The sequence below is a fragment of the Microvirga terrestris genome, assembly GCF_015694425.1.
In the GTDB taxonomy this organism is placed as follows: Bacteria; Pseudomonadota; Alphaproteobacteria; order Rhizobiales; family Beijerinckiaceae; genus Microvirga; species Microvirga terrestris.
In genome coordinates, this window is record NZ_JADQDN010000008.1 from 32752 (window position 1) to 57879 (window position 25128).

At 64.3% G+C, this 25128-nt stretch carries 27 protein-coding genes; 18 read left to right on the plus strand and 9 right to left on the minus strand.

The genetic code is table 11. The annotated features are described in order from the left end of the window. Positions 1-28: 28 nt before the first annotated feature. Complete coding sequence (locus tag I2H36_RS15350) at positions 29-1045, plus strand: zinc-binding alcohol dehydrogenase family protein (protein ID WP_196264780.1); 1017 nt, start codon at positions 29-31, stop codon at positions 1043-1045. Between the two features lie 425 nt (positions 1046-1470). After that, the gene (locus I2H36_RS15355; RefSeq protein ID WP_196264781.1) at positions 1471-1851 is read left to right on the plus strand and encodes a DUF2794 domain-containing protein; all 381 of its coding nucleotides are present in this window, start codon (positions 1471-1473) and stop codon (positions 1849-1851) included. Here I2H36_RS15355 and I2H36_RS15360 read toward each other — a convergent pair. Next, on the minus strand, positions 1848-2390 hold the full coding sequence (locus I2H36_RS15360) for a GNAT family N-acetyltransferase (protein WP_196264782.1): 543 nt from the start codon (positions 2388-2390) through the stop codon (positions 1848-1850). The two genes, I2H36_RS15355 and I2H36_RS15360, sit on opposite strands and share 4 nt — an antisense overlap. A 110-nt stretch (positions 2391-2500) precedes the next feature. On the opposite strand from I2H36_RS15360, the gene I2H36_RS15365 reads away from it, so the two are divergent. Beyond that, the gene (locus tag I2H36_RS15365; protein WP_343234459.1) at positions 2501-3997 is read left to right on the plus strand and encodes an MFS transporter; all 1497 of its coding nucleotides are present in this window, start codon (positions 2501-2503) and stop codon (positions 3995-3997) included. A gap of 61 nt (positions 3998-4058) precedes the next feature. Here I2H36_RS15365 and I2H36_RS15370 read toward each other — a convergent pair whose 3' ends face one another. The 3 genes from I2H36_RS15370 to I2H36_RS15380 all read right to left on the minus strand — a co-directional run bounded on the left by I2H36_RS15370 (position 4059) and on the right by I2H36_RS15380 (position 8356). Next, entirely contained in the window at positions 4059-4841 is a 783-nt protein-coding gene (locus I2H36_RS15370) for a Bax inhibitor-1/YccA family protein (protein ID WP_196264783.1), read from the minus strand. A gap of 226 nt (positions 4842-5067) precedes the next feature. Beyond that, a complete protein-coding gene (locus tag I2H36_RS15375; protein WP_196264784.1) occupies positions 5068-7653 on the minus strand; it encodes an ABC transporter permease in 2586 nt (861 codons plus the stop codon). A gap of 10 nt (positions 7654-7663) precedes the next feature. Continuing rightward, the gene (locus I2H36_RS15380; protein WP_196264785.1) at positions 7664-8356 is read right to left on the minus strand and encodes an ABC transporter ATP-binding protein; all 693 of its coding nucleotides are present in this window, start codon (positions 8354-8356) and stop codon (positions 7664-7666) included. Between the two features lie 72 nt (positions 8357-8428). Between I2H36_RS15380 and I2H36_RS15385 the strand changes: the two genes are divergently transcribed. The 8 genes from I2H36_RS15385 (at position 8429) to I2H36_RS20365 (ending at position 14847) form a co-directional block, all read left to right on the plus strand. Beyond that, positions 8429-9091, plus strand: coding sequence for an arylesterase (locus tag I2H36_RS15385; RefSeq protein ID WP_196264786.1), 663 nt, complete (start codon positions 8429-8431; stop codon positions 9089-9091). A 64-nt stretch (positions 9092-9155) separates the two neighbouring features. Beyond that, entirely contained in the window at positions 9156-10199 is a 1044-nt protein-coding gene (locus I2H36_RS15390) for an aldo/keto reductase (protein WP_196264787.1), read from the plus strand. Between the two features lie 314 nt (positions 10200-10513). Further along, on the plus strand, positions 10514-11050 hold the full coding sequence (gene thpR, locus I2H36_RS15395) for an RNA 2',3'-cyclic phosphodiesterase (protein ID WP_196264788.1): 537 nt from the start codon (positions 10514-10516) through the stop codon (positions 11048-11050). Positions 11051-11089: 39 nt separating this feature from the next. Beyond that, complete coding sequence (locus tag I2H36_RS15400; protein ID WP_196264789.1) at positions 11090-11680, plus strand: histidine phosphatase family protein; 591 nt, start codon at positions 11090-11092, stop codon at positions 11678-11680. A gap of 196 nt (positions 11681-11876) precedes the next feature. Then, the gene (locus tag I2H36_RS15405; RefSeq protein ID WP_196264790.1) at positions 11877-12893 is read left to right on the plus strand and encodes a YeiH family protein; all 1017 of its coding nucleotides are present in this window, start codon (positions 11877-11879) and stop codon (positions 12891-12893) included. A 66-nt stretch (positions 12894-12959) separates the two neighbouring features. Beyond that, positions 12960-13262 carry a 4a-hydroxytetrahydrobiopterin dehydratase gene (locus I2H36_RS15410; RefSeq protein ID WP_210331088.1) on the plus strand — a complete coding sequence of 101 codons (303 nt, stop codon included), beginning with the start codon at positions 12960-12962 and terminating at the stop codon, positions 13260-13262. A 3-nt stretch (positions 13263-13265) separates the two neighbouring features. Next, entirely contained in the window at positions 13266-13670 is a 405-nt protein-coding gene (locus I2H36_RS15415; RefSeq protein ID WP_196264791.1) for a GFA family protein, read from the plus strand. Between the two features lie 253 nt (positions 13671-13923). After that, entirely contained in the window at positions 13924-14847 is a 924-nt protein-coding gene (locus I2H36_RS20365; protein ID WP_210331089.1) for a calcium-binding protein, read from the plus strand. A gap of 57 nt (positions 14848-14904) precedes the next feature. On the opposite strand, the gene I2H36_RS15430 is transcribed toward I2H36_RS20365, so the two are convergent. Continuing rightward, positions 14905-15690 carry an SDR family NAD(P)-dependent oxidoreductase gene (locus I2H36_RS15430; protein ID WP_196264792.1) on the minus strand — a complete coding sequence of 262 codons (786 nt, stop codon included), beginning with the start codon at positions 15688-15690 and terminating at the stop codon, positions 14905-14907. 80 nt (positions 15691-15770) lie between these two features. On the opposite strand from I2H36_RS15430, the gene I2H36_RS15435 reads away from it, so the two are divergent. The 4 genes from I2H36_RS15435 to I2H36_RS15450 all read left to right on the plus strand — a co-directional run bounded on the left by I2H36_RS15435 (position 15771) and on the right by I2H36_RS15450 (position 19211). Then, a complete protein-coding gene (locus I2H36_RS15435) occupies positions 15771-16151 on the plus strand; it encodes a YkvA family protein (RefSeq protein ID WP_196264793.1) in 381 nt (126 codons plus the stop codon). 308 nt (positions 16152-16459) lie between these two features. Next, positions 16460-17170 (plus strand): hypothetical protein, encoded by a 711-nt coding sequence (locus tag I2H36_RS15440; RefSeq protein ID WP_196264794.1) that lies wholly within the window; start codon positions 16460-16462, stop codon positions 17168-17170. A gap of 140 nt (positions 17171-17310) precedes the next feature. Then, entirely contained in the window at positions 17311-18624 is a 1314-nt protein-coding gene (gene rlmN / locus I2H36_RS15445) for a dual-specificity RNA methyltransferase RlmN (RefSeq protein WP_210331090.1), read from the plus strand. An 89-nt stretch (positions 18625-18713) separates the two neighbouring features. Continuing rightward, positions 18714-19211 carry a hypothetical protein gene (locus I2H36_RS15450; RefSeq protein WP_196264795.1) on the plus strand — a complete coding sequence of 166 codons (498 nt, stop codon included), beginning with the start codon at positions 18714-18716 and terminating at the stop codon, positions 19209-19211. Here the strand turns inward: I2H36_RS15450 and I2H36_RS15455 are convergent. Next, positions 19183-19824 carry a LysE family translocator gene (locus I2H36_RS15455; RefSeq protein ID WP_196264796.1) on the minus strand — a complete coding sequence of 214 codons (642 nt, stop codon included), beginning with the start codon at positions 19822-19824 and terminating at the stop codon, positions 19183-19185. The two genes, I2H36_RS15450 and I2H36_RS15455, sit on opposite strands and share 29 nt — an antisense overlap. 261 nt (positions 19825-20085) lie before the next feature. Here I2H36_RS15455 and I2H36_RS15460 point away from each other — a divergent pair, with 261 nt between their 5' ends. The 3 genes from I2H36_RS15460 to I2H36_RS15470 all read left to right on the plus strand — a co-directional run bounded on the left by I2H36_RS15460 (position 20086) and on the right by I2H36_RS15470 (position 22208). Next, positions 20086-20691 (plus strand): LemA family protein, encoded by a 606-nt coding sequence (locus I2H36_RS15460; RefSeq protein ID WP_196264797.1) that lies wholly within the window; start codon positions 20086-20088, stop codon positions 20689-20691. Between the two features lie 164 nt (positions 20692-20855). Further along, positions 20856-21596, plus strand: a complete 741-nt coding sequence (locus I2H36_RS15465) for a TPM domain-containing protein (protein ID WP_425523315.1) — start codon at positions 20856-20858, stop codon at positions 21594-21596. After that, positions 21597-22208 carry a TPM domain-containing protein gene (locus I2H36_RS15470; protein WP_196264798.1) on the plus strand — a complete coding sequence of 204 codons (612 nt, stop codon included), beginning with the start codon at positions 21597-21599 and terminating at the stop codon, positions 22206-22208. It begins immediately after the preceding gene. Here I2H36_RS15470 and I2H36_RS15475 read toward each other — a convergent pair. From I2H36_RS15475 to I2H36_RS15485, 3 genes are all read right to left on the minus strand, one after another. Next, on the minus strand, positions 22205-22942 hold the full coding sequence (locus I2H36_RS15475; protein WP_196264799.1) for a DUF1223 domain-containing protein: 738 nt from the start codon (positions 22940-22942) through the stop codon (positions 22205-22207). The two genes, I2H36_RS15470 and I2H36_RS15475, sit on opposite strands and share 4 nt — an antisense overlap. Before the next feature lie 28 nt (positions 22943-22970). After that, a complete protein-coding gene (locus tag I2H36_RS15480) occupies positions 22971-23918 on the minus strand; it encodes a lipid A biosynthesis lauroyl acyltransferase (protein ID WP_343234460.1) in 948 nt (315 codons plus the stop codon). Between the two features lie 108 nt (positions 23919-24026). After that, positions 24027-25049: a zinc-binding dehydrogenase gene (locus I2H36_RS15485; protein WP_196264800.1), complete on the minus strand. Its 1023-nt coding sequence runs from the start codon at positions 25047-25049 to the stop codon at positions 24027-24029. Positions 25050-25128: the final 79 nt, after the last annotated feature.

Here is a 25128-nt window from a genome sequence, read left to right on the forward strand (position 1 = left end):
CTATGGGTTCGTCAACAGGAGACACGTCATGCGCGCCGTCGGCTACCAACAATCCCTCCCCATCGATCAGGATGCCTCCCTCATCGACGTCGAACTCCCCCGTCCCGAGCCGGGCCCGCGCGACCTTCTGGTCGAGATCAAGGCCGTGTCCCTGAACCCGGTCGACACCAAGGTCCGTATGCGGGCTCAACCGGAGTTCGGTGGCGTGAAGGTGCTGGGGTTTGACGCCGCCGGCATCGTGCGCGGGGTCGGCGCGGAGATCTCGCTCTTCAAGGAAGGTGACGAGGTGTTCTATGCCGGGGCCATCACCCGGCCCGGCACCAACGCGGAATTCCATGTGGTCGATGAGCGCCTGGTGGGGGCAAAGCCCAAATCCCTCAGCTTCGAGGAGGCGGCCGCGCTGCCGCTCACCACGCTGACCGCCTGGGAAACCCTGTTCGACCGACTCGACGTGAAGCGTCCGGTCAAGGGTGCGGCCAACGCGATCCTGATCGTCGGCGCGGCCGGCGGCGTGGGTTCAGTGGCCATTCAGCTCGCGCGCCACCTCACGGACCTGACCGTGATCGCCACGGCATCGCGCCCTGAAACGCGGGCCTGGGCCCAGGAGCTTGGGGCTCATCATGTGATCGATCACAGCCAGCCGCTGGCCGCCCAAGTGGAAGCCCTCGGGATCGGCGCACCGGCCTTCGTGTTCTCGATCACCCATACGGACACGCATTTTCCGGAGATCGCCAAGGCCATCGCGCCTCAGGGCCGCTTCGCGCTCATCGATGATCCGAAGGCACCTCTCGACATCAGCCTGCTGAAGGGCAAGAGCGTGTCGATCCACTGGGAATCCATGTTCACCCGCTCGACCTTCCAGACCGCCGACATGGAGCGTCAGCACGAGATCCTGAACGAGGCCTCGCGTTTGGTTGACTCGGGAACGATCAGGACGACGCTATCGGATGTGATCGGGCCGATCAATGCGGCCAATCTCAAGCGGGCGCATGCGCTCATCGAGAGCGGCCGCACACGGGGCAAGATCGTGTTGTCGGGATTTTGAGGTCTTCCAATCCTCTTCCGTCATCACCGGCCTTGTGCCGGTGATCTCGATCCGGAAAGCACTGCATCTAGAAACATCGGGATGGCCGGGACAAGCCCGGCCATGACGGCAGAGGTCATGGATACATGGCACGAAAGCTCAACCAAAAAAGAAAAGGCTGCCCCGTAAGGCAGCCTTGTGTCTCGACGTGGCCCGGCTCTCCAAACGACCCAGAGGGCTGGGGGGCTGACGTGTCCAAGCCATTCGATGAGCCGGGCCGTCGAGGCAACTTAAGCATTTACGGGGTTTAGTGCGGCTCCATTTCGGCGCGAATGAGGCAGGAATAAGATTTGCAAAGGAAGCGGTGATTCATTGTGTCCCGACGGGTTGATCCGATAGCCGCCTAAGCCCATCATCAGCAAATGTTAACAGCCATGGGAGGCGTCATGAGCGAAGGTGACATCGCGGAGCCGCTGCGCGGCGGCTCAAGTCAGGGCACAGCCCATATCGTGCCCTTCCCCGCCGCGCCGAAACAGGTGTCCTTCGACCGCTCCGAGCTGCAGGCCATTCTCAACCTCTATGGCCGCATGGTGGCCGCCGGCGAGTGGCGGGATTACGCCATAGACTTCATGCCGGACAAGGCCGTGTTCTCCATCTTCCGCCGCACGTCGGAAATGCCTCTCTACCGCATCGAGAAAGACCCGAAGCTCGCCAAGAAACAGGGCGCGTATTCCGTCATCGTCTCGACCGGTCTGATCCTCAAGCGAGGGCACGAGCTTGATCGCGTCTTGCGCGTGCTTGACAAGCCGAAGGTGGTGGCGAACTAACTTGCAGGCAGAGGCCGGGTCGGAGACTCGCTCATGCCCCGTCCAAGGGGGCGCTGCATGAGTACGGTGGAGAGCCAGCGTCCGTGCTTGTAGCCGATTCCCTTGAGAATGCCGGCGGGTTCGAAGCCGAGGCTCCTGTGCAGGCCGATGGAGCCATGCGAATCCTCATCGCCGATGACCGCCACCATGAGCCGGAAATCCAGGGCCTCGCATTGCTCGATCAATGCCACCAGAAGCGCGCGCCCGACGCCCTGTCCTTGGGCCGACGGAGCAACATAGATCGAGTCTTCCACCGTTGAGCGATAGGCGGGTCGGGCGCGGTAGGCGCCCGCATAGGCATAGCCCAGGATGTCGCCATTCATCTCTGCGACGAGATAAGGATAGCCGCCTTTCAAGATGTCATCGCGTCGGCGCGCCATCTCGGCTTCCAATGGCGGCTCAAGCTCGAAGGAGGCCGTGCCGTGCGTGACCGCATGGGCATAGATCGTCGCGATGACGGGAATATCGGTTTCACGGGAAGGACGGATGACGAAGCTCATGCGGTCTTCTAAACCATTTTGGGGGCGCTGAGGAAGTCGCACCGACTCGCCAGGGCTGTCTTTATTCCTGCTTCAGCACTAGCATGTAGCATCATGAGAAAGGGTCGCGGGTGAACCAGTTCAGCCCAGGCGCGACGCAGCCGGCCATTACATCCCGTGCGCAGAACGCTGTCGTCTGGAGTGCGATCCTCGGCTCCAGCATGGTGTTTGCCGATGGCGCCATCGTGACCGTCGCGATCCCGCAGATGCGCGAGAGCCTGCAGGCGTCGTTGGCCGAGATGCAATGGGTCACCAATGCCTACGCGTTGACATTGTCCGCTTTCCTGCTCCTCGGCGGCGCGGCAGGCGATGCCCATGGTCTGCGACGAATCTTCATGATCGGCATTGCCTGTTTCGGTCTGACCTCCCTGTGGTGCGGGTTGTCCCAATCGGCCCAGATGCTGATCGTGGCCCGGGCCTTTCAGGGTGTCAGCGGCGCCCTGCTGGTGCCGGGGTCGCTAGCGCTCATCAGCGCCCATTTCCCGCCCGATGCCCGGGGCAAGGCGATCGGCACATGGGCGGCTGCCTCCGCCATCGCGGCGGCCCTCGGGCCGATCCTCGGCGGATGGCTGATCGATATCGGCCCGTGGCAGGCGATCTTCTGGATCAACCTCCCGGTTGCCGCGCTGGCGCTCTGGATCTGCTGGAGGCATGTGCCGGAAAGCCCAGCGCTGGAAGACGCCACCATGGACTGGCTCGGAGCCGCTCTCGCCGTCCTTGGGCTCGGTCTCCTCGCCTATGGGCTGACGGCGTTCGGCGAACGGGACAGTCAACGCAGCATCGCTCTCCTGCTCACGATGGCCGGCGCGATTATCCTCGTCCTCTTCGTGCTGCACGAGAGGCGCAGCGCCGTGCCGATGATGCCGCTCGACCTGTTCCGCATCCCGGCCTTCGCCAACGTCAATGCGCTGACCCTGCTGCTCTACTTCTCGCTGAGTGGGGCCCTGTTCTTCCTGCCAACGGCGCTGATCGAAGCCCATGGCTATTCGGCTGCCAAGGCAGGGTCGGTGTTCCTGCCGTTCACGCTCGTCATGGCTGTGCTCTCCCGCCTCGGCGGGGGCATGGCCGACCGGTTCGGGACCCGGATGCTTCTTACCGTAGGTCCGTTGATCACGGCCTTGAGCTTCGCGCTCCTGGCCCCTGCGGTGTTCCATGGGGGCTACTGGCTCGCCGTCGTGCCCGTCATGGCCGTGATGGGGTTAGGCATGGGCATCACGGTTGCGCCCCTGTCGACGACGGTGATGAACGCCGCGCCCGGCGACCGGATCGGCGTCGCCTCGGGCATCAACAACGCGATCTCCCGCGTCGCGGGCCTGATTGCCGTTGCCGGTCTCGGCGTCATTGCCACCTTGGGATTCCAGTACGCCGCCGCATGGGCGAGCCCGGAAACCGCAGGTCTCTTCGGGCTGGCGACGTTCGGCACTCCCCTGCTGTCCGAGTCCAGAACCGATGCCGTGCAGAATACCTACGCCACGGCCATGGCCGGCGGGTTCGGGCTCGTGACCTTGATCTGCGCGGCAGCGGCTGTCGCGAGTGCTTGGTTCGGCCATCGGTCGGCGCAGACGTGAGCCCAAAACAAAAGCCCCGGCTGAAAAGCCGGGGCTTCGCGATCAAGCGATCCGCTCATCCTTACTCGTTGCGGTTGCCCACGAGAGCCAGGAGGAACTGGAACATGTTGATGAAGTCCAGGTACAGCGTCAGGGCGCCGAACACGGAGACCTTAGCGGCGGCTTCCTGGTCGAAGTTGCCGTACAGGTACATCTCCTTCAGCTTCTGCGTGTCGTAGGCGGTGAGGCCTGCGAAGATCAGAACGCCGATCACCGAAATGCCGAACTGCAGGGCGCTCGACGCGACGAAGATGTTCACGATCGAGGCCAGGATCAGGCCGACGAGGCCCATGATCAGGAACGAGCCCATGCCGGACAGGCTGCGGTTCGTGGTGTAGCCCCAGAGCGACAGCGAGCCGAAGGCGGCCGCCGTGATGAAGAACACCTGCACGACGCTCGCGCCGGTGTAGCGGATGAGAAGCGTCGAGAGCGAAGCACCCATCACCGCCGCGAAAGCGAAGAAGGTGGTGCGAGCCGTCGCCGCGGACATCCGGTCCATCCGGAACGAGAAGAAGAAGATGAAGGCCAGAGGCGCCAGCGCCACAACCCACATCAGGGGCGAGCCATACAGGGTCGCGCCGAACTGGGTCAGGCCGACACCACCCATCCGGGCAACCGCTTGCGACGGATCGCTCGTGGTGGCCAGCATGTTGATGCCGAGTGCGACCAGGGCCGAGATGGCTAGGCCCAGGACCATGTTGTTGTAGACGCCGAGCATGAAGGCGCGCAGGCCCTGATCGACCTGAGCCGCCGTCCGGGCAAAGCCGGTGCCATAGGCGTTTTGGTTTTGCTCATACGGTTGCATCGGAGTCCTTTCTCGCGGTGTCCGTTGTTCCCTCGAAAGGCTGGGGTCAGCCCTCGGCCGCCGCGTTGGGCGACGACACCCGAAATATGAGAGGTCGGCCCCTTTTCCGCAAGGGGCAAGGTCAAGCTTCAAATCTTCGTGAAGCAAGAAAAACGAAGAGCAGACTTGCCGCTGCTCTTCGCTAAGCTTCTCGCGCTTCTTTATTACGCCGACGCGCTCGCGGCCTCTAAAGGTTTCTTAAATATTGCGCCGGTTTTTGACTGAGAATCCGCCAGGTTCCCACCAGCCCTAATCCGACGCTCACTAGAACCGCCAGGGCTGAAGCCAGCAAGGCTCCCGAGAGGTCTAAGGTAAAGCTTAGGTTCATGACGCGCTCGACGATGAAATAGGCGGCGAGCGAGCCTGCCAGGAGGCCGAAGACCGCCGTTGCCAACCCTAAGAGACCGTATTCGAGCGCGTAGGCCGAGAGCAGCCGGGCGCGGGTGGCGCCGAGGGTCTTGAGCACCACCGCATCGTAGAGCCGTGCCCGGTGGCCGGCCGCCAGGGCGCCCGCGAGCACCAGGAGGCTCGCGATCAGCGCGATGGAGCTGGCGCCGCGGATCGCCATGACGAGCTGCGAGACCACGTCGTTGACCGCCTCCAGGGCATCCTTCACCCGCACGCTCGTGACCATGGGATAGACTTGCGCAGAGCTGCGCAGGATGCGGGTGTCGAGGGCCTCGTCGGAGCCGTTCGGGAACGTGACCGTGGCCAGATGCGTGTGCGGCGCGCCCGCGAAGGCGTTGGGTGAGAACACCATGACGAAGTTGATGCCCATGGAGCGCCACTCCACCTCGCGCAGGTTGGAAATGGTGGCGCTGATGTTGCGCCCGAGCACATTGACGGTGATCACGTCGCCGATCCTCAGCCCCAGGCCTTCGGCGATCTTCCGGTCGAAGGAGACCAGCGGCTTGCCGCGGTAATCCTCTGGCCACCACTCGCCCTGTACGATCTTCGAACCCTCCGGCGGCTTGGCCGCGTAAGTGATGCCGCGGTCGCCCTCCAGCACCCAGGACACGTCCTCGGGCGCCTTGACCTCGGCGACGGGCCGCCCCCCCAGGGTCACCAGACGGCCGCGCATCATGGGCACGCGCTCGATCTGCGCCTCCGGGGTCTGGCTCTTGAGGAAGCCCTCGAAGGCATCGGCCTGCTGGTTCGGGATATCGAGAAAGAAGAAGCTCGGCGCCCGCTGCGGCAGGCTTTGCGTCAGCTGGCGCGTCAGGTTGGTGTCGATGAGCGCGAGCGTGACCAGGAGCGTGATGCCGAGGCCTAATGACAGCACGAGCGAGGGCGTGAGCGCACCGGGCCGGTGGATGTTTGCGAGCGCGAGCCGCGGGGCCGTTCTGCGGGGACGCGGCAGGCGGCGGGCGAGCGCCATGATGCCGACGGCCACCACCCGCAGCAGCGCGAAGGAACCCGCCGCAGCGGCGATGAACATCAGAGCAATCCGCCGATCGTAGGCCGCGAGCAGCGACAGTCCGACGAGCGCCGCGACGGACAGCGCGAGCGCCGTTACGTAGCGCTTGCGCGGCCAGCGCCGCTCCGGATCGATCTGGTCGCGGAACAGACCCGAGACCGGCACGTCATGGGCTCTCCCTAAGGGCGCGATGGCGAAGACCAGGGCAGTGAGCGCCCCGTAGAGCAGCGCGATCCCGAGCTCGCTCCAGGCCAGCGTCGGCTGGATCGGGATCGGCAGGAGATGACCGAACAATCCCGTGATCACGAACGGCAGCGCCGCCCCGAAAGCCAGCCCGATGCCGATGCCCACGATGGCGATCAGCATCACCTGGGTGAGGTACAGCATCACCACTTGGCCACCCGGCGCGCCGAGGCTCTTGAGGGTCGCGATGGAGGCGCGCTTGCGGTCGACGAAGCCGCGCACCGCGTTGGCGACGCCGACGCCGCCCACGAGCAGCGCCGTAAGGCCAACCAGCGTCAGGAACTGGGTGAAACGCTCGATGTTGCGGGCAAAGCGCGGGTCGGCGTTGAGCCGGGTGCGGATGTTCCAGCCGGCCTCGGGCAGGACGCGGCCTGCCTCCGCCTCGATCCGGGTCAGCCCGTCCTCGGTAGACACCTCCGGCGGCAGGATCAGCCGATAGGTCCAGCGCACGAGGCTGCCGGGCTGCACGAGGCCTGTGGCCTGCAGGGCCTGCTGCGAGAGCAGGAGACGCGGCCCGAAGCCGATGCCGTCGGCGATCTTGTCGGGCTCGGACACGAGACGCGCCCGCAATTCCACCTTGGCGCCCCCCACCGTGACACGGTCGCCCACCTTGAGATCGAGCCGCGCCAGCAGTGCTGGATCCACCGCCGCCCCGAAGGCGCCGTCCCGTTCGGCGAAGAGCTCGGCTGGAGCAAGCTGCGGATCGGTCTCGAGCGCGCCGACAGTGGGATAGCCCTCATCGACCGCCTTCATCTCGACCAGACCGGAGCCCTTGTCGCCGGCAATGGCCATGGCGCGCATGGTCGCAATGATGTTGACCTGACCTTTCGATTCCAGGAAAGCGCGCTCAGGCGCGCCCGCTTCGCGCTGGAGCAGGGAGAAGGCCATGTCGCCGCCGAGAATCCGGCGTCCCTCGCGGGAAATGCCCTCCGTCAGCGACCGCGACAGGGACGAGACGCTGGCGATCGCCGCAACGCCGAGCGCGATGCAGGCCAGAAAAATGCCGAAGCCCTTGAGGCCCGCGCGCAGTTCGCGCAGCGCCAGGCGCAGCAGGAGCGGCAGGCGGGGCGACGAAGAGCGCCTCGGTGGCGTGACCGGAAGGGTGCCGTGCATGGGATTTTCCTTAGGCCGCGGCGGTGGCCGCATCGGCCTCGAGCTGCCCGGAGCGCAGGCGCACCATGCGGTCGCACAGACGCGCGAGGTTGAGATCGTGGGTCACGAGCACCAAGGTTGCACCGCGGTCGCGCTTCAAGGCGAAGAGCAGGTCGATGATGGACCCGCCGGTGTTCTCATCGAGGTTGCCGGTGGGCTCGTCGGCCACGAGGATCGCCGGATTGGGCACGATGGCGCGGGCAATCGCCACGCGCTGCTGCTCGCCGCCCGAGAGCTGCGCCGGATAATGGTGCAGGCGATGGCCGAGGCCGACCGCCTGCAGCTCGGCCTCAGCGCGCTCGAATGCGTCGTCCTCGCCAGCAAGCTCCAGCGGAAGCGCCACGTTCTCCAGCGCCGTCATGGTAGGCACGAGGTGGAAGGACTGGAACACGATGCCGATGCGCCGGCCGCGGAAGCGCGCCAGCGCATCCTCGTCGAGGCCCGACAGATCGGTGCCATCGACGATCACTTTTCCGGAATCGGGGCGCTCCAATCCTGCCATAGTCATGAGCAGGGTCGATTTGCCGGAGCCTGAGGGACCAACGAGCCCCACGGCCTCGCCTTTGGGGATGTCGAGGGAAATCCCCTTGAGGATATGCACCCGTGCAGCCCCGCGCCCGAGGCTCAAATCGACATCGTGCAGCGCGATGGCCTTGTCCTGCATGCCCGTTCACCCGATCTGTTGGAAACTCGAAACGACCCCGGTTCTAGTCCGGCCTATATGGGAAGCCCATCGATGAAGCGCCAATCCGGCCCATTCATGACGATCATATTTGCGTGTGCGGTCGCCCTGGCCGCCATGATCACGCCTCTTCCAGAGGCTCAAGCGCAGGGACAGCCGATCCGCCTCGTGGCTCTGGGAGACAGCCTGAGCGCGGGCTACGGCCTGCCGCAGGAGGCGGCATTCCCAGTGGTGCTGGAGCGTGTGCTCAAAGCGAAGGGTTACAAGGTGGAGATCACCAATGCGGGCGTCTCCGGCGATACCTCCTCCGGCGGGCTCGACCGGCTCGACTGGTCGGTGCCGGACGGCACCGACGGGGTGATCGTGGAGCTTGGCGCCAACGACATGTTGCGCGGGCTCGACCCGGCACTTACCCGGAAGAATCTCGAGGCCATTATCGAGCAACTGAAAGCCCGCAACATACCGGTGATGCTCGCCGGCATGGTTGCCTCGCGCAATCTCGGCCCGGATTACGTGCAGAAATTCGACAGCCTCTATCCGGACATTGCGAAGAAGCACGACCTTGTGCTCTATCCGTTTTTCCTGGATGGAGTCGCCGGCGAGCGTTCCCTCAACCTGCCCGACGGGCTGCACCCGACGGCCAAGGGCGTGGAGATCATCGTCGAGCGCATCCTGCCCACCATCGAGGGCTTTCTCGCCCGCATCGCCCAGCGCTGATCGTCCTCAGCGCCTCATTCTTGCCTGAACGCGGCGGATCATGTCGCCGCGAGGAGATTACCTCATGGAATATCGCCGCCTCGGCCGCACGGACCTCAATGTCAGCCTCATCTGCCTCGGCACCATGACTTGGGGCCAGCAGAACACGGAGGCCGAGGGCCACGCGCAGATGGATTATGCCCTCGACCAGGGCATCAACTTCTTCGACACCGCCGAGCTCTACTCGATCCCGCCCAAGCCCGAGACACAAGGCTCCACGGAACGGATCATCGGCTCCTGGTTCAAGGCGCGGGGCTCCCGCGACAAGGTGATCCTCGCCTCCAAGGTGATCGGCCGCTCCGACAGCACCTGGTACCGGGATGACGGCTCCAAGGGTGAGCTCTCCCGCAAGCAGATCGAGGAGGCGGTCAACAAGAGCCTGAAGCGGCTCCAGACCGACTATATCGACCTCTACCAGATCCACTGGCCCGACCGCCCGATGCCCTGGGGCTCGAACCCGACGATCTTCCGTCATCAAGAAGCCCAGTCCCATCCCATCGCCGAGACGGTCGAGATCATGACCGATCTGGTGAAGGCTGGAAAGGTCCGGCATTTCGGCCTCTCCAACGAGAGCGCCTGGGGCACCATGACCTTCCTCAAGCATGCGGATTCCAAGGGTCTGGCGCGGGTGCAGTCGGTGCAGAACGCCTACAACCTCCTCAACCGCACCTACGAGGTGGCGCTGGCCGAGGTGACGATGCACGAGAACGTAAGCCTGCTCGCCTATTCGCCGTTGGCTCAAGGATATCTCACGGGCAAGTACCTCGACGGCGCCCGCCCGGCTGGGACGCGCACGACCCTGTTCGGGCGCGGCCAGCGCTACGAGAACCCCACCGCGGAGGCCGCCATCCGCAAATACATCGCGCTCGCGAAGGAGTTCGGTCTCGATCCCGCCCAGATGGCGCTGGCCTTCGTCAACTCCCGCCCCTTCGTCACGTCCAACATCATCGGCGCCACCTCCATGGAGCAGCTGAGGACGGATATCGCTTCCATCGGCGTGACGATCACGCCGGAGCTGGAAAAGCGCATCGACGCCATCCACGTCGAGCACTGCAATCCATGCCCCTAACCACCACAAGGTCATCCCGGACGGCGTAAGCCGATCCGGGATCGTTGATGACAGTGTGACGTAAACCCTCCTCCCCTTCTGGGGAGGAGTTGGAGGTGGGGGGTGTGAGCAATAGCCTATGCAGGTGAGGCGCCAGTACACCCCGGTCGCTGTCGCGACCACCCCTCCCCACAAGGGGGAAGGAAACAGGTACTTCATTCTGCGCCCGCCCCCGGATCTTCTCTGCGCTTCGTCCGGGATGACGCTCTCCACTCCGGAACAATCCCGGTCACCAATCGTCTGATTCGGCATCAGCAAGCCCTGGGAGGTGCCGCATGCCACGTCTGTTTACCGGCATCGAGATCCCGGCCGAGATCGGCTTGGCGCTGTCGAGCTTCCGCGGCGGGCTTCCCGGGGCGCGCTGGATTGACCCCGAAAACTACCACATCACCCTTCGCTTCATCGGCGACATCGACGAGCGCATGGCCGACGACGTCTGTTCGTTTCTCGGCGAGAGGCGCCAGCGCACTCCGCTCGCCATCACCATCGACGGGCTCGACAGCTTTGGCGGCGGCAAGCCCCGGGCCGTCTTCGCCCGCACCTCCGGCAATGGCGAGCTAAACGAGTTGCAGGGGGAGCAGGAACGCCTCCTGCGCCAAGCGGGTTTGCCGCCCGAGACGCGCAAGTTCACGCCCCACATCACCCTGGCGCGCCTAAAGCATGTCTCGCCCATCGACGTCGCGGACTACATCGCAACCCGTGGTCACTTTCCCAAGCTCACCTTCACGGCCCACCGCTTCGTGCTCTATTCGTCACGCGCCTCCGTGGGTGGCGGCCCTTATGTGATCGAAGCGGCTTACCCCCTGAGCTGAACCTCGACGCGCCCAGGCAGGTTTGTTACAGCCAAGATCATGGCTTCGCTCATTTTCCTCACCCATCCCGAAGTGGTCATCGACCCGGACCAGCCCATTACCGAATGGCCGCTGAACCCAATCGGGCGTGCCCGCATGAAGCTGTTCGTGGATCTGCTCGCCGACCGCGACGTCACGGCCGTTCATGCGAGCACGGAGCGGAAAGCGCGGGACGGGGCCGCCATCGTGGCGGAGCGGCTCGGCTTGCCCTACGAGACGCACGAGGATCTCGGCGAGAACGACCGCTCGTCCACGGGCTTCATCGCCCCGCCGGAATTTTGGGAGGTGGTGCGCGAATTCTTCGGCCGCCCGCACGCAAGCATCCGCGGCTGGGAACGCGCCATCGACGCGCAGGCACGCATCGTCAACGCCATCAGCGGCATCCTGCGCGAAGACGCAACCTCCGGCGACATCGTTGTCGTCTCCCACGGTGCCGTCGGCTGCCTGCTGACGGCTCATCTGCAGAAGGTGGAGATCGGAAAGGAAAGCCGCCCGCAGCATCCCGGCGGCGGCTGCTTCATCGTCATCGACCGGGACACGTTCACGTTGACGCAGGACTGGCGCGCCATCGAGGACGGTTTTGCGGGCTGAGTTGGCGAAACCTCCAGTGTCATCCCCGGCCGGAGCGCAGCGGAGGGGAAGGGAATCCATAGCGCCGCGCCTGATCATGAATACCCTTCCCTCGCTTCGCTTGGCCTGAGGATGACAATGGCGTGTTTCGCACTTGCATCCTGTCTACCTTGCGAATAGCCCCTTCCTCACGACGCGCAGGACCTCAACCATTCCCATGATCCGCACTCCTCTCGTGCAACTGGCGCCGGGCATCGCCCTTTGTGCAGGCATCGCGCTTGCCGCCATGGGGCTGCAACGGATCGAGGAGCACTGGACAGGTCGGCCCTGGCTCGAAGCCCTCGTGATCGCGATCCTGCTCGGCACCCTCCTGCGCACCCTTTGGACGCCTGATCGGCGCTGGGCTCCCGGCATCGGGTTCTCTGCCAAGACCCTGCTCGAGATCGCCGTGATGCTGCTCGGTGCCTCGATCAGCTTCCAGGCGGTGCTGGATGCCGGCCTTGGGCTCATCCTCGGCATCGCCGTCGTGGTGGCCCTGGCCCTCGGCGTCAGCTACGCCCTCGGGCGCATGCTCGGCCTGCCGAAACGCATGGCGGTGCTGGTCGCCTGCGGCAACGCGATCTGCGGCAACTCGGCGATTGCGGCGGTTGCGCCAGTGATCGGCGCGAAGCCGGCGGACGTGGCTTCCTCCATCGCTTTCACGGCTATTCTCGGCGTCATCGTGGTGCTCGCCCTGCCCTTGCTGGTGCCGCTCATCGGCCTGTCGATGACCCAATACGGGGTGCTTGCGGGGCTGACCGTCTATGCCGTGCCGCAGGTTCTGGCCGCAACCATGCCCATCGGTCTCGTGAGCACGCAGCTCGGCACTCTCGTGAAGCTCGTGCGCGTGCTGATGCTCGGGCCGGTGGTGATCGCGCTGTCGGTGATCGTGGGCCGCCAGACAGAAGGGGCTAAACCGAGACTCTCCTTTGGCCGGCTCGTGCCCTGGTTCATTGTCGGTTTCTTAGGCCTTGCGCTGCTGCGCTCGCTCGGCGCTATTCCCGAAGCGCTCCTGCTGATCGTGATGCCGGTCACGGCGTTTCTCACCATCGTGGCGATGGCAGCGCTTGGCCTTGGCGTCGACCTCAAGGTCTTGGGCAAGGTCGGCGGCCGGGTGACACTTACCGTGACGCTCTCGCTCCTCGTGCTGATCGCCATCAGCCTGGGGCTCATTCGGCTGCTCGCCATTCCTTGAACCCTTGAAAACACGTCCTGCCGCTTCATCACTAGGAGACATCTTTTCTCAGGGTGAAGGCGGATCATGCCCCGATTGTCCGATACTGAACGCCAGGAACTCCTGCCCGCCCTTGATGGCTGGGCGATGGTCGAGGGCCGCGATGCGATCACCAAGCGCTTCGTCTTCGACGATTTCAGCGCGGCTTTCGGCTGGATGACCCGCGTGGCGCTCGCCGCCGAGGCGATGAACCACCACCCCGAATGGTCCAACACCTACAACCGGGTCGAGGTTACGCTGGCGACCCACGATGCCAAGGGCCTCACGCGCCGCGACGTCGAGCTGGCGCAGCGCATGGACCAGATGGCGGCCGGGCTGGTGAAGAGGTAGGCCATGCCCGCGATGCGCGTTCTGACGGGCGGCTGCGCCTGCGGCCAGCTGACCTTCAAGGCCACAGGCGAGCCGACTCGCGTGGGCCTGTGCCATTGCATGACCTGCCGCAAGATCAGCGGCGCAGCCTTCAACGCCTTCGTGATCTACCCCGTCGATCAGGTGACGGTCACCGGGCAAATCCGAGCCTGGTCCGCTACGCCAGAATCCGAGCGCTGCTTCTGTCCCGTCTGCGGCTCGCAGGTGTTCGACCGGGATGCCGGCGACGAGATCGAGATCAAGCTCGGCGCCTTCGACGAGCCCAACCTGTTCACGCCCACCTACGAGGCCTGGACCAAGCGTCGCGAGACCTGGCTCTGCACCCCGGATCTCGAGAGTTATTCTGAGAACCGGGGCGAGCTATTTTGAGGGCTAATGCCGTTATGGCCTACCCCTCTATAGGAAGAGCATTTCATGCGTCTACATCGGCACTATCGGCAATAACCTCTCTGATTGGAGAGTCTTGTATGAGATTTTATTCTAATTATTACTTTAAAGTAAAGTATATCTCCATTATGAACTGATTAATTCGCTACAGATGACTTGACTAAAGCGCTCATAGGATGAGTAAGGTAACTTTATTGCATATCATGCAATGTTTCATACCTTAATGAGAAAACCTATGGCAAAATTGAACCTGAGATTGACCAAGACAAAGCCGACCCAAACGCCGCCGGAACCCGAGAAGTTCAGCATCGTGGTGGATGGCACCAACGGAAAGGACGTGCTGTTTGCAACGCGCGGCCATGACACGATCAATGGCGGCGCAGACAACGACTTTCTGTTCGGTCTCGGCAACCGCGGAGGAGCCGACGGGCACGACAAGCTCTATGGTGGGGCTGGCGATGACACTCTCGTCGGCGGCCCGGGCGACGACCTCCTCGACGGCGGCGACGGCGTTGACACTGCCGCTCTCTCCACGGACGTCGTCATGTGGATGCCGAAGGTGGGCGCCCGCGTGGATCTTGCCCTTACCGGCGCTCAGAATACGCGCGTCGGGACGAAAACCTTCGTCTCGGTCGAGAATCTGATCGGCACCCTCAAGGCCGATGCGTTCAAAGGCAACGACGCCGACAACACATTTCTCGGTGATGCAGGCCACGATGCACTCTGGGGTCGGGCTGGCAATGACGTGCTGGATGGCGGCGTCGGCAACGACCGCCTTAACGGTGGCGATGGCGACGATCTCCTGATTGGCGGGCTCGGTCAGGATCGGCTGACCGGCGGCAGCGGTAGCGACACCTTCTCGTTCACCCCCAAGGGGTTGAAGGGCGGAAACGTCGATGTGATCACCGACTTTAAGGCGGGAGAGGACGAGATCAGCCTATTGGGACCCGGACTCAGCGGCTCCAAAGAGGGCGGCTTCCTGGCCGAGAAGGCTTTTCATGTCGGGGCCCAGGCATCTGACGCAAATACCCGCATCTTCTACAACGAGGACAACGGAAAGCTTTTCTTCGATGCAGATGGTACGGGCGCCCAAGCCGCAGTCCAGATCGCGAAGCTCGGCGCAGGCCTCGCTCTGACCCACACTGACTTCGTGCTCTGAAAGGTTCCGTCCAAACAGCAGGCTGTCGCTGTGGTGACAGCCTGCGATATCTCAAATCTATTTCGGCTGCATGCGCAACGCGCCGTCGAGGCGGATGCCCTCGCCGTTGAGCATGTCGTTCTCGATGATGGCCTTGACGAGATTCGCGTATTCCTCGGGCCGTCCGAGACGCGACGGGAACGGCACGTTGGCCTCCAGCGCCTTGCGATAATCCTCCGCGATGCCCTCGAAGAGCGGCGTGTGGAACAGACCCGGCATGATGGTCATCACGCGGATGCCGAAGCCTGAGAGATCGCGCGCGACGGGCAACGTCAGGCCCAGCACGCCGCCCTTGGAGGCAGCATAGGCCGCCTGCCCGATCTGTCCGTCTTGGGCTGCGACCGACGAGGTGTTGACGATGACGCCGCGCCCGCCGTCCGGCGTCACGGGATCCAGGCCCGCCATTTCGGCGGCGCATTTAGAGATCATGGCATAGGTGCCGATCAGGTTGATCTCCACCGCGCGGCGGAAGCTTGCGAGATCGTGCGGGATCAGCTCGCCGGTGTCGCGCTTCTTCGACACCGTGCGCTTGCCCGGCGCGATGCCGGCGCAGTTGACGAGGACACGCTCGATGCCGTTGGCCGCCCGCGCTTCCGCCAGCGCCGAATCGATGGAGGCCTCGTCCGTCACGTCGGCCCGGCAGAAGACTGCACCGATCTCGCGGGCAACCGCGCCGCCGCGTTCCGCGTTCATATCGAGAATGGCCACCTTCGCGCCGCTGGCCGCGAGCATGCGGGCGGTGGCCTCGCCGAGGCCCGAAGCGCCCCCGGTGACGACGGCTGCCATCAATTTGTCGAGCTTCATCGCTTTTCTCCCTGTGTCGGGACCTGTCTTACGGTATCCTCGACGGAACGGAAACGCAGACCATGGAAGGAACAGACCGGATGAGCGAACCCTTCATGAAGCCTTTCACCAAGGCCGAGATGGAGGCCATGCGCGAGGCGACCCGGGACGAGGCCGGCCTCAAGCGCCGCTTCTGGGAGAAATTCAAGCGCGTGGCCGGCAAGATTCCCTTCGCTGAGGATCTCGTGGCGGCCTATTTCTGCGCCACCGATCCCTCGACCCCAAGCCGCGTGAAGCTGATTCTCCTCGGCGCCATCGCGTATTTCGTGTTCCCGACCGATGCGATCGCCGACCTTCTGCCTATCATCGGCTTCGCCGACGACGCGGCGGTGCTTGCGGCTGCCATCACCCAGGTGGCTGGCTCGATTACGGAAGAGCACAAAGAAAAGGCGAGAAAAACTTTGGGAGAGGCTTTGACCTAAATCTCCTGACAGTTGCGGCAGATCCATCTCAGAGAAGAATATATACTTATTGCAATGTTATTTCTTGTCGATATAAGTGATTCCGTTAGCGACAAAGTGATTTCAATTCCTCCGACATTTTAAAAACGAACAAGCTTTGAAGGCTACTGAACGGGTCGCGCAAGCGGCCCTTTTTGTTGGGTTGAGGTTCAGGCTGAACCGTCATCTTTGGAGCAACCGCCACGTTTCGACGCATCGCCAATCTCTCGATGTAGCCTTAACGGAGGTGGTGAAAAGTTCTTAACCATCGGCTTGTATCGTCCCGCCCCATGACCTCTGCATCTTTCCAGCGCGGCATCGCCGCGGGCATCCTTTCCGCCCTCGTCGTCATCGGAACCGGACCTGCAGCCCTGGCTCAGGCCCAGCGTTCGACGCCGCCCTCGAACCGCCAAACGCCGGCGAAGCCCGCAGCCAAGCCGGCTGCCACGGCGAAGCCTCCGGCCGCCAAGACCACGCCGGCCAAGCCCGCCGCAGCAGCCGCTGCTGCCGGAGCGGCAGCTGCTGCCACCACGGCCAAGCCAGCCAAGGCCTCAAGCCCCGGCGGCTCCCTCGTGACGTCCTATGGCGACTGGGAGGTCTACATGGCCCAGAGCGGTCGCTCGAAGATCTGCTATGCGCTGAGCCGCCCGAAAGACTGGTCGCCCAAGACTGCCAGCCGCGACCCGGCCTATCTCTTCGTCTCTTTCCGCCCGGCGGAGAACGTGAAGAACGAGGTGGCGTTCGAGTTCGGTTTCACGGCCAAGGAGAACGGTCCCGCCGAGGTTTCCGTGGGCAACACGTCCTATGCGCTCCTCGCCAAGGCCACCAATGCCTGGCTGAAGAACCCGGCCGAGGAAGGCCAGGCCATCGCCATGATGGCGAAGAGCGGCACCATGACCGTGAAATCGCAGTCGGCCCGCGGATCGAGCTTGACCGACCGTTATTCCCTCAACGGCTTCAACAAGGCCCTGGAGCACGCCCGCAAGGAATGCGCTTCATAAAGCTCTGCGCGATTGAAAATCAGTACGCTAATGAACATCTTCCGGGCCCGAGGCCCGGATTTTGCGTTGAGACGCTCACTTTTCCGGCGCAATCGTGTTATATGACCGCCGAACTCCCAACAACGAAGGCATGATCTCCCATGGCGACGGTGCTCGACATCGCCAAGCACAACCCCAATGCGGCGCCTATAGCCGTCAGCGATGCCGCACGCGCGGCCGGGTTCATCGAAAAGACCGCGGAGCTGACCGTCGCGGCGGGAGCAGCCCCTGGCGGCGCCTCGCTCGTCGGCCTTACCCGGGACCAGCTGAAGGACTCGCTGGCCGCCATCGGCGTGCCGGAGCGCGAGCTCAAAATGCGCGTGGCCCAGCTTTGGCACTGGATCTATTTCCGGGGCGCCAGGGACTTCGCCGAGATGACCAACATGGGCAAGGAGCTGCGCGCCAAGCTGGCAGCCGCCTACACGCTCGCCCGCCCGCAGGTGGTCTCCGAGCAGGTCTCGAAGGACGGCACCCGCAAGTGGCTGATCCGCATGGCCTCCACCGGACCCCTCGACAAGGGCGCGGAGATCGAGTGCGTCTATATCCCCGAGACGGACCGCGGCACGCTCTGCGTGTCGAGCCAAGTCGGCTGCACGCTCACCTGCTCCTTCTGCCACACGGGCACCCAGCGCCTCGTGCGCAACCTGACCTCGGCCGAGATCGTGGCGCAGCTCATCGTCGCCCGCGATGCCATCGGCGACTGGCCCGGCGCCACCCCGCCGGAAGGCGCCTTCGTGCCGAATGACGGCGGACGCTTCGTGTCCAACATCGTGTTCATGGGCATGGGCGAGCCGCTCTACAACACCGACAACGTGGTAACCGCCATTGAGGTGATGTCGGACGGCGAGGGCCTGACCCTGTCGCGCCGGCGCATCACTGTCTCCACCTCCGGGGTCGTGCCGCAGATGGAGCGCCTCGGTGCGGAGGCCAACACTATGCTGGCGATCTCGCTCCATGCCGTGCGCGATGAGCTGCGCGACGAGCTGGTGCCGATCAACCGCAAATACGACATCGCGCAGCTGCTCGATGCCTGTCGCGCCTATCCCGGCCTGTCGAACGCTCGCCGCATCACGTTTGAGTACGTAATGCTCAAGGGCGTGAACGATTCGGATGCGGATGCGCGCAAGCTCGTCCAGCTGCTGAAGGGCATCCCGGCGAAGATCAACCTGATCCCGTTCAATCCCTGGCCCGGCTCGAAATACGAGTGCTCGGACTGGGAGCGGATCGAGCGCTTCTCCGAGATCGTCTACCGCGCCGGCTATGCCTCGCCAGTGCGCACCCCGCGCGGCCGCGATATCCTGGCCGCCTGCGGCCAGCTCAAGAGCGAGACCGAAAAGCTGCGCGCCCGCGCCCGCATGATGGCCGAACAGGGCATCGGGGCCGAGGGCGTGTATGCGGTGGGGAACGGGGAATAGAAGCTGAAAGGCGCCGTGTTGCCCTTGAGCGCGGCGCTTTCTCCACAGCCTGACTGGCGGATGCTTTGAGGCTCCTTTAGTTATAGGCCATGATCCGCTGGCTCATCCTCATTCCCTTTGCGCTCCTCATCGCCGTCGGCGCGAGCGGCACGTTCTTCCTCATCGCCACCATGGTCGATCCGGTAATGGCGCTGCTGACCGGCGACACGCTGTTCGTCGGCTTCTGGTCGCTGATCGACGCGGTGTTTGCGGCCGAGGATCCCGGACCCATCGTGGAGGACGCGTTCCTGGCGGTCGGAAGGATCATGTTCACGCTGCTGATCTTCCCGCCGCTGCTGGTCGCCATCGTCAGCGAGGTGCTGGGGATGCGCAGCCTTCTGTGGCACATCCTCGCCACGGGGGTGCTCACGGCGGCCGTGCCCTGGATCCTGCGCGGGCAGGCGCGGATCGCCAGCCCCGAGGAGCTGCATGTGAGCTTCGTGCTGGGACTGACCGGCGCCGTGGCCGGCCTCATCTATTGGGCGATCATCGGCGGACGCGAGCCGAGGCGAAAGGAGCCTAACGGGTCGATGTCGCCAGGATCTTGATGGCGAAGACCGAGAACAGGCCCGCGAAGGAATAGTCGATTCCCCGCATGAACTTGGGATGGCCGCGCAGGAGCGAGATCATCTTGTCGGCCCCCAGGATCATGAGCGCGCCCATCGGCGTGTTCAGCACGACGAAGTAGAGTCCGAGGAACAACAGCTTGTCGGCCGCATGCGGATCGCTCGCGTCCACGAATTGCGGCAGGAAGGTCACGAAGAACAGCACCACTTTGGGGTTCGTGAGATTGATGCCGACGCCCATGAAGAAGGTCTTCCAGAACGAGACCTCCGCCCGGCCATCCTCTTTCACATTCAGGGCCGAGCCGTTGCGCACGGCATCGAATGCCATCCAGAGCAGGTAGAGCGCGCCGACGATCTTCAGCACCGTGAAGGCGGTGACGGAGGCAGCCAGAAGCGCCGAGAGGCCAAGGGCTGCGAGCAGCGTATGGACGCAGCACCCCGCCGTCGCGCCAAGCATCGAAGCCATGCCGGCCTTGCGCCCGCCTGACATGGTCTTGGCCAGGAACAGGCTCATGTCCGGGCCTGGCGTGATGAAGAGCAGGATGGCGGCCAGGGTGTAGGTGAGCAGAGTGCTGACGTCGGGCAGGAAATTCATGAAGCGAATCCGGTGACTACGGCGGGATCATGCCTCAACTCCATGTGCACGGCCACCCGAAAGCCGCTTGTTGAAATGCCGCCCCTGCTCCATGTGTTGATCCGGGCGGGGCAAAAAGAACCTAACGCATCGTGCGGAAAAGTGGACCCGGTTTTTCCGCGCCCAACGATGCGTAACTTAAGAAGTGGAGCATCGGATGGATCCCAAAAGTGCAAGTCCACTTTTGGGTCCGATGCTCTAGGAACCGCGAAAAGGACAGACATGACCGCATTGCTCTCAACGGCTCGGATCCGCATAGGCCTGATCGGCCTGATCCTGGCATTCGGATTGTCGGCCTGCGGCATCAACAATGTCCCGACCCTGGAAGAGCGGGCCAAGGCCGCCTGGAGCGAGGTGCAGAATCAGTACCAGCGCCGGGCCGATCTCATCCCGAACCTCGTCGAGACGGTCAAAGGTTTCGCCCAGCAGGAGCGCGAGGTGCTGACCCAGGTGACGGAAGCCCGCGCCCGCGCCACGCAGGTCCAAGTCGACGCCTCCACCATCACCGACCCGGAAAAATTCCGCCAGTTCCAGGAAGCGCAGAACCAGCTTTCCGGCGCGCTCGGCCGGCTGCTTGCCACCGTCGAGCGCTATCCGGAGCTGAAATCCAACACCAACTTCCTGGCCCTGCAGTCGCAGCTGGAGGGCACCGAGAACCGCATCGCCGTGGCGCGGCGCGACTATATCTCGACCGTTCAGGCCTACAACACGGAGCTGCGCACAATCCCCGGACGCTGGATTGCCGGCATTCTCTATCCAGAAGCCAAGCCCATGGAGACGTTCACCGCCACACCCGGATCGGACCGCCCGCCGCCGGTGAAGTTCTGACGGGGTGAAGTTCTGACGGGATGAGGAAAGCCCCACAAGTCCCCTCCCCCTTGTGGGGAGGGTTAGGGTGGGGGTGCTGGTGTTTCGCTAGATTTGACTTGGTGCCAACACCCCCACCTCCAACTCCTCCCCACAAGGGGGAGGAGAGCAGATCTGCGTCCCTCATTGCTGTCATCGGTACCCTTCTCACCCTTCTCTTCTCCCTCCCCACCCTCGCCCAGACCTTCCCGCCGCTGACCGGCCGCGTGGTCGATACGGCCAATCTCCTCAAACCCGAGGAGCGGGAAGCGCTGGAGGCCAAGCTCAAGGCGCATGAGGACAAGACCACGGATCAGGTGGTGGTCGCGACCCTGCGCTCACTGGAAGGCTATGAGATCGAGGACTACGCCAACCGCCTGTTCCGGCAATGGCAGCTCGGCCAGAAGGACAAGAACAATGGTGCGCTGCTCCTCGTGGCGCCGCAGGAGCGTAAAGTGCGCATCGAGGTCGGCTACGGGCTGGAAGGCGCTCTCACCGACGCCCTGTCGAAGGTCATCATCACGACGGCCATCGCGCCTCAGTTCCAGAAGGGCAATTTCGCGGGCGGCATCAATGCGGGCGTGGACGCCATGCTGTCGATCCTCACCGGCGATGCGGAGGAATGGCAGCGGAGAGCACAGGTGCGTGAGGACAACACCACCGCCATCGATCCCATAATAGCCTTCGTCATCCTGTTGATCCTGTTCTTCCTGATCTCGCGCCTGATGGGCGCGGGCCGCCGCGGCATCCGGCGCGGCCGCCATGGCCCGTGGATCGTCACCACCGGCGGGTGGGGCGGTGGTGGGGGTGGATGGTCCGGCGGGAGCGGCGGCTTCTCGGGAGGCGGCGGCTCGTCGGGCGGCGGCGGCGCTTCGGGGAGCTGGTAGATGATCTCAACCGACGAACAGACCCGTCTGGCCAGCGTGATCGGCGACGTGGAGGACGAGACCTCCGGCGAGATCGTTCTCGTGATCGCCGAGCAGGCCGGGCATTACCGCGCCGTTCCGCTGCTCTGGGCGATGCTCGCAGCGCTTGTTACGCCCTGGCCGCTGATCTGGCTCACAGACATCGGCACCTCGCGCATTGTGCTGATCCAGCTCGCGGTGGCGCTGGCATTGAGCCTCGCGCTCTCCTGGCAGAAGCTGCGCTTTGCCCTGGTGCCGCGCTCGATCAAGCACAACCAGGCTCACGAGGCGGCCTCGCGCGAGTTCCTGCGCCGCGGGATGACCCGCACGCGGGAGAAGACGGGTGTGCTGATCTATCTGGCGCTTGCCGAGCGTCATGCCGAAATCCTGGCCGACACTGGGGTCGCGGACCGGGTCGATCCACAAATCTGGATCGGCATCGTCGCGGAACTGACGGCGACGATCCGGGAAGGGCGCATGATCGCGGGACTGGAAGAGGCCATTCGGCGCACGGGCGCGATTCTCGCCGAGCACGCCCCTCCCCGTCTCGACGACGTGGACGAGTTGCCGAACAAAGTGATCTTGCTCGATTAGAGACCGGGTCCCTTCGCCGCACCGAGAATGAGGCCTGGCCGCGCTGCATCGGTGCCCTGCAAGAGCACCACATAGGCATCGCCACCCTTGCGGGCCATGTCGAGCGGCACCTCGAAGCGGGCGGAGCCGCCGCGCCATTCGCCGACCCGGTTCAGGCCGCGCACTACATTGGCATAGGTTATGGTCTTGCCCCGGTTCTCACCGCGCTCGATCGGCACCGTCTGCGATCTCAGCACCGGCAGGATCCAGATCTCGGCCTCACGCTGCGTGGTGTCGGGGGTCTCCTCGACGGTGATCGTGACCGTATCGTTCTGCTCAGCAATGTTCACAGTCACCGGCAGGGTCTTGCGCCCTTTCGTGGTGAGCTGGATCGCCTTCTCGACCTGGGCCCGGTCGGACCCGATGGAGGACTTCTTGCCATTGACGATCATCTGCGGCGTGAAGACCTGCCGGTCGCTGCGGGAATGGGCATAGGCCTTTTGGCGCTCGGTGAAGGCCACATGGGCGAGCGTGTCTTTCCAGCCGAGATAATCCCAATAATTGACCGGCAGCGACAGGGCGACGATATCCGGCTGGCGGGAATACTCGACCAGCAATTCATCCGCCGGTGGGCAGGAGGAGCAACCCTGGCTGGTGAAGAGTTCGACCACCGCGCGGGGTGGTTCAGCCAGAGCGGGCTGCAGAAAAGCAGCAAATGCAAGGGCCGCCAGGGTCGCTTTCAATTGGGATACCATGATGCCGCCATCGAACACGAATTCCGCATCAACGTGAACTCACGTTACCTTGAGCGGTTGCAGGCACCCGCCAACGGCGATGCATCCACAGCCACTGCTCGGGGTATTCCCGTACCCATTCCTCCACCACGGAGGTCATGGCCTGCATGGCGCCCTGCACGTTGATCTGGCCGTCCGGGTCACGCGGCAGGTCGAGGGGCGGCGTGAGCTGCAGGCGGAAGCGGTGGTTCGGCAGGCGGATGACGCGCACCCCGTGGACGGGACAATCGAAGCGGCGAACGAACTTGCCGAGGATCGGGTTCACCAGGGCCGGGCGGCCCATGAAGGTCACGATCACGCCGCGGGTGAAATGCTGGTCGATGAGCATGCCGAGATGCCCGCCCTTCTCCAGCGCCCCCTGCATGGCAAAGGCCGCACCCTGGCGGGCCGCCTCCAAGTTGCCCATGGTCTCGCTGCGGATCTCGTGCAGCACGCGGGCGATGGCCGGATCGTTTGGCGCACGGAACACCGCCGTGGTGTCGAGCCCGAAGCGGGCGGCGCAGATGGCAGGCAGTTCCCAATTGGCGAGGTGGGCCGAGAAGATGAGGCCGGGCCTGCCGTCGTCCCTCAGACTCAAGAAGTGGTCGATGCCGTCGACCTCGGTGCGGCCGGGAACATCGCTCTCGGGATCGAAATCGAACAGGCGCCCGAGATGCGGGTATTCGCCGGCCGTGCGGCCGAGATTGTCCCAGGCCGCCATGGCAAGCGCCTTGACCTCGGCCTCGGATTTCTCCGGATAGACCGCGCGGATATTGGCGAGGGCCGTCTTGTGGGCGCGCAGCAGGGGACCGAAGGTGCGGGTCAGCGCGGCACCCACCGCGCCGGAGCGCTCGGGGCCGAGCGCCCGCGCCAGGCCGAAGACGCCGCGCACGACGCCGACCATCACCGTCTCCGTGAGGCGCGAGACGAGGCTGCGGGGGCGGTGGGGCTGCTGCACGTTGTCGGGATCCTGGCCTGAAAAGAAGCTCCCCGGGTCTTTCCGCGGGGAGACGGTTTCGTCAAGGTCTGCGGTCGCGGCTCATTGTTCCAGCGGCCCGCTTTCGGCTCAGAACGTCACAACCACCTTGCCGAAGACTTTTCGGCCCTCCAACCGCTCCAGTCCTTGTCGGAACTCGTCGAGCGGGAAGACCGCGTCGATCACCGGTGTCATGCCTTGAGCCATCTTGTCCAGGGACTGGCTGATGTTCTCGATCCGGCATCCGAAGGACCCAAAAATCCGGTATTGCTGCTGGAAGAGCTGCATCAGGTTCATGGTGGTGGACACACCAGAGGTCGACCCGCAGGTGACGAGGCGACCGCCGCGCTTGAGGCACAGCAACGAGCCGTTCCAGGTCTCGGCGCCCACATGCTCGAACACCACGTCGACGCCCTTGCGCTTGGTGAGGCGCCTCACCTCGCCCTCAAAGCGCTCGGTGCGATAGTTGACCACGTAATCGGCGCCGAGCGCCTTCGCCTTCTCGCCCTTCTCGTCATCGCCTACCGTCGTGTAGACCGTGCAGCCGATGGCTTTGGCCATCTTGATCGCCGCCGTACCGATGCCGGAGCCGCCCGCATGGACGAGGATGGACTCGCCGGGCTCCAGCTTGGCGTTGTCGAACAGCATGTGCTGCACGGTGCCGAAGCCGATGGGCGCGCAGGCCGCCTGCTCGAAGGATACGCCCTTAGGCACTGGGATCACGAGGCGCTCGGGCCGGTTGATCAGCTCGCGGGCGAAGCCGTCGATATGAAAGCCCATGATGCCGGCGACGTTCTCGCACAGATTGTCCCAGCCCTTCCGGCAGGCCGCGCAATGGCCGCAGGTCTCGGCCCCGTACATGGTCACCGGGTCGCCCGCCTTGAAGCGCGTCACGCCCTCGCCGACAGCCGCAATCTCACCCGAAGCCTCGACACCCACCGCCTGGGGCATCTTGCGCTTGGCGAACGCCATGCCGCGAAAGCCCCAGACATCGAGGAAGTTCAGCGCCAGCGCCTTGACCCGCACCTGGACCTCGCCGGGCGCGGGCGGCGGCGGCGTGTCGATCTCGGTGATGCGAAGGTCACGGTCGCCGAAAAGCTGGAGGGAGCGCATGGGTCGAAATCCTTGTCGTCGTCATTCCCGGACTCGTTCCGGGCCCATCCCTTGCGGAGCAAAGACGTGGATAGCCATG

What these genes read in the sequence shown, in the direction of transcription:
- I2H36_RS15410 (WP_210331088.1), top strand. Translation starts at nt 12,960, where the DNA reads ATGCCCCGATTGTCCGATACTGAACGCCAGGAACTCCTGCCCGCCCTT.
- I2H36_RS15355 (WP_196264781.1), top strand. Translation starts at nt 1,471, where the DNA reads ATGAGCGAAGGTGACATCGCGGAGCCGCTGCGCGGCGGCTCAAGTCAG.
- I2H36_RS15430 (WP_196264792.1), bottom strand. Translation starts at nt 15,690, where the DNA reads ATGAAGCTCGACAAATTGATGGCAGCCGTCGTCACCGGGGGCGCTTCG.
- I2H36_RS15450 (WP_196264795.1), top strand. Translation starts at nt 18,714, where the DNA reads ATGATCCGCTGGCTCATCCTCATTCCCTTTGCGCTCCTCATCGCCGTC.
- I2H36_RS15455 (WP_196264796.1), bottom strand. Translation starts at nt 19,824, where the DNA reads ATGAATTTCCTGCCCGACGTCAGCACTCTGCTCACCTACACCCTGGCC.
- I2H36_RS15440 (WP_196264794.1), top strand. Translation starts at nt 16,460, where the DNA reads ATGACCTCTGCATCTTTCCAGCGCGGCATCGCCGCGGGCATCCTTTCC.
- I2H36_RS15360 (WP_196264782.1), bottom strand. Translation starts at nt 2,390, where the DNA reads ATGAGCTTCGTCATCCGTCCTTCCCGTGAAACCGATATTCCCGTCATC.
- I2H36_RS15380 (WP_196264785.1), bottom strand. Translation starts at nt 8,356, where the DNA reads ATGCAGGACAAGGCCATCGCGCTGCACGATGTCGATTTGAGCCTCGGG.
- rlmN (WP_210331090.1), top strand. Translation starts at nt 17,311, where the DNA reads ATGGCGACGGTGCTCGACATCGCCAAGCACAACCCCAATGCGGCGCCT.
- I2H36_RS15370 (WP_196264783.1), bottom strand. Translation starts at nt 4,841, where the DNA reads ATGCAACCGTATGAGCAAAACCAAAACGCCTATGGCACCGGCTTTGCC.
- I2H36_RS20365 (WP_210331089.1), top strand. Translation starts at nt 13,924, where the DNA reads ATGGCAAAATTGAACCTGAGATTGACCAAGACAAAGCCGACCCAAACG.
- I2H36_RS15350 (WP_196264780.1), top strand. Translation starts at nt 29, where the DNA reads ATGCGCGCCGTCGGCTACCAACAATCCCTCCCCATCGATCAGGATGCC.
- I2H36_RS15375 (WP_196264784.1), bottom strand. Translation starts at nt 7,653, where the DNA reads ATGCACGGCACCCTTCCGGTCACGCCACCGAGGCGCTCTTCGTCGCCC.
- I2H36_RS15485 (WP_196264800.1), bottom strand. Translation starts at nt 25,049, where the DNA reads ATGCGCTCCCTCCAGCTTTTCGGCGACCGTGACCTTCGCATCACCGAG.
- I2H36_RS15405 (WP_196264790.1), top strand. Translation starts at nt 11,877, where the DNA reads ATGATCCGCACTCCTCTCGTGCAACTGGCGCCGGGCATCGCCCTTTGT.
- I2H36_RS15435 (WP_196264793.1), top strand. Translation starts at nt 15,771, where the DNA reads ATGAGCGAACCCTTCATGAAGCCTTTCACCAAGGCCGAGATGGAGGCC.
- I2H36_RS15460 (WP_196264797.1), top strand. Translation starts at nt 20,086, where the DNA reads ATGACCGCATTGCTCTCAACGGCTCGGATCCGCATAGGCCTGATCGGC.
- I2H36_RS15390 (WP_196264787.1), top strand. Translation starts at nt 9,156, where the DNA reads ATGGAATATCGCCGCCTCGGCCGCACGGACCTCAATGTCAGCCTCATC.
- I2H36_RS15400 (WP_196264789.1), top strand. Translation starts at nt 11,090, where the DNA reads ATGGCTTCGCTCATTTTCCTCACCCATCCCGAAGTGGTCATCGACCCG.
- thpR (WP_196264788.1), top strand. Translation starts at nt 10,514, where the DNA reads ATGCCACGTCTGTTTACCGGCATCGAGATCCCGGCCGAGATCGGCTTG.
- I2H36_RS15475 (WP_196264799.1), bottom strand. Translation starts at nt 22,942, where the DNA reads ATGGTATCCCAATTGAAAGCGACCCTGGCGGCCCTTGCATTTGCTGCT.
- I2H36_RS15415 (WP_196264791.1), top strand. Translation starts at nt 13,266, where the DNA reads ATGCCCGCGATGCGCGTTCTGACGGGCGGCTGCGCCTGCGGCCAGCTG.
- I2H36_RS15385 (WP_196264786.1), top strand. Translation starts at nt 8,429, where the DNA reads ATGAAGCGCCAATCCGGCCCATTCATGACGATCATATTTGCGTGTGCG.
- I2H36_RS15470 (WP_196264798.1), top strand. Translation starts at nt 21,597, where the DNA reads ATGATCTCAACCGACGAACAGACCCGTCTGGCCAGCGTGATCGGCGAC.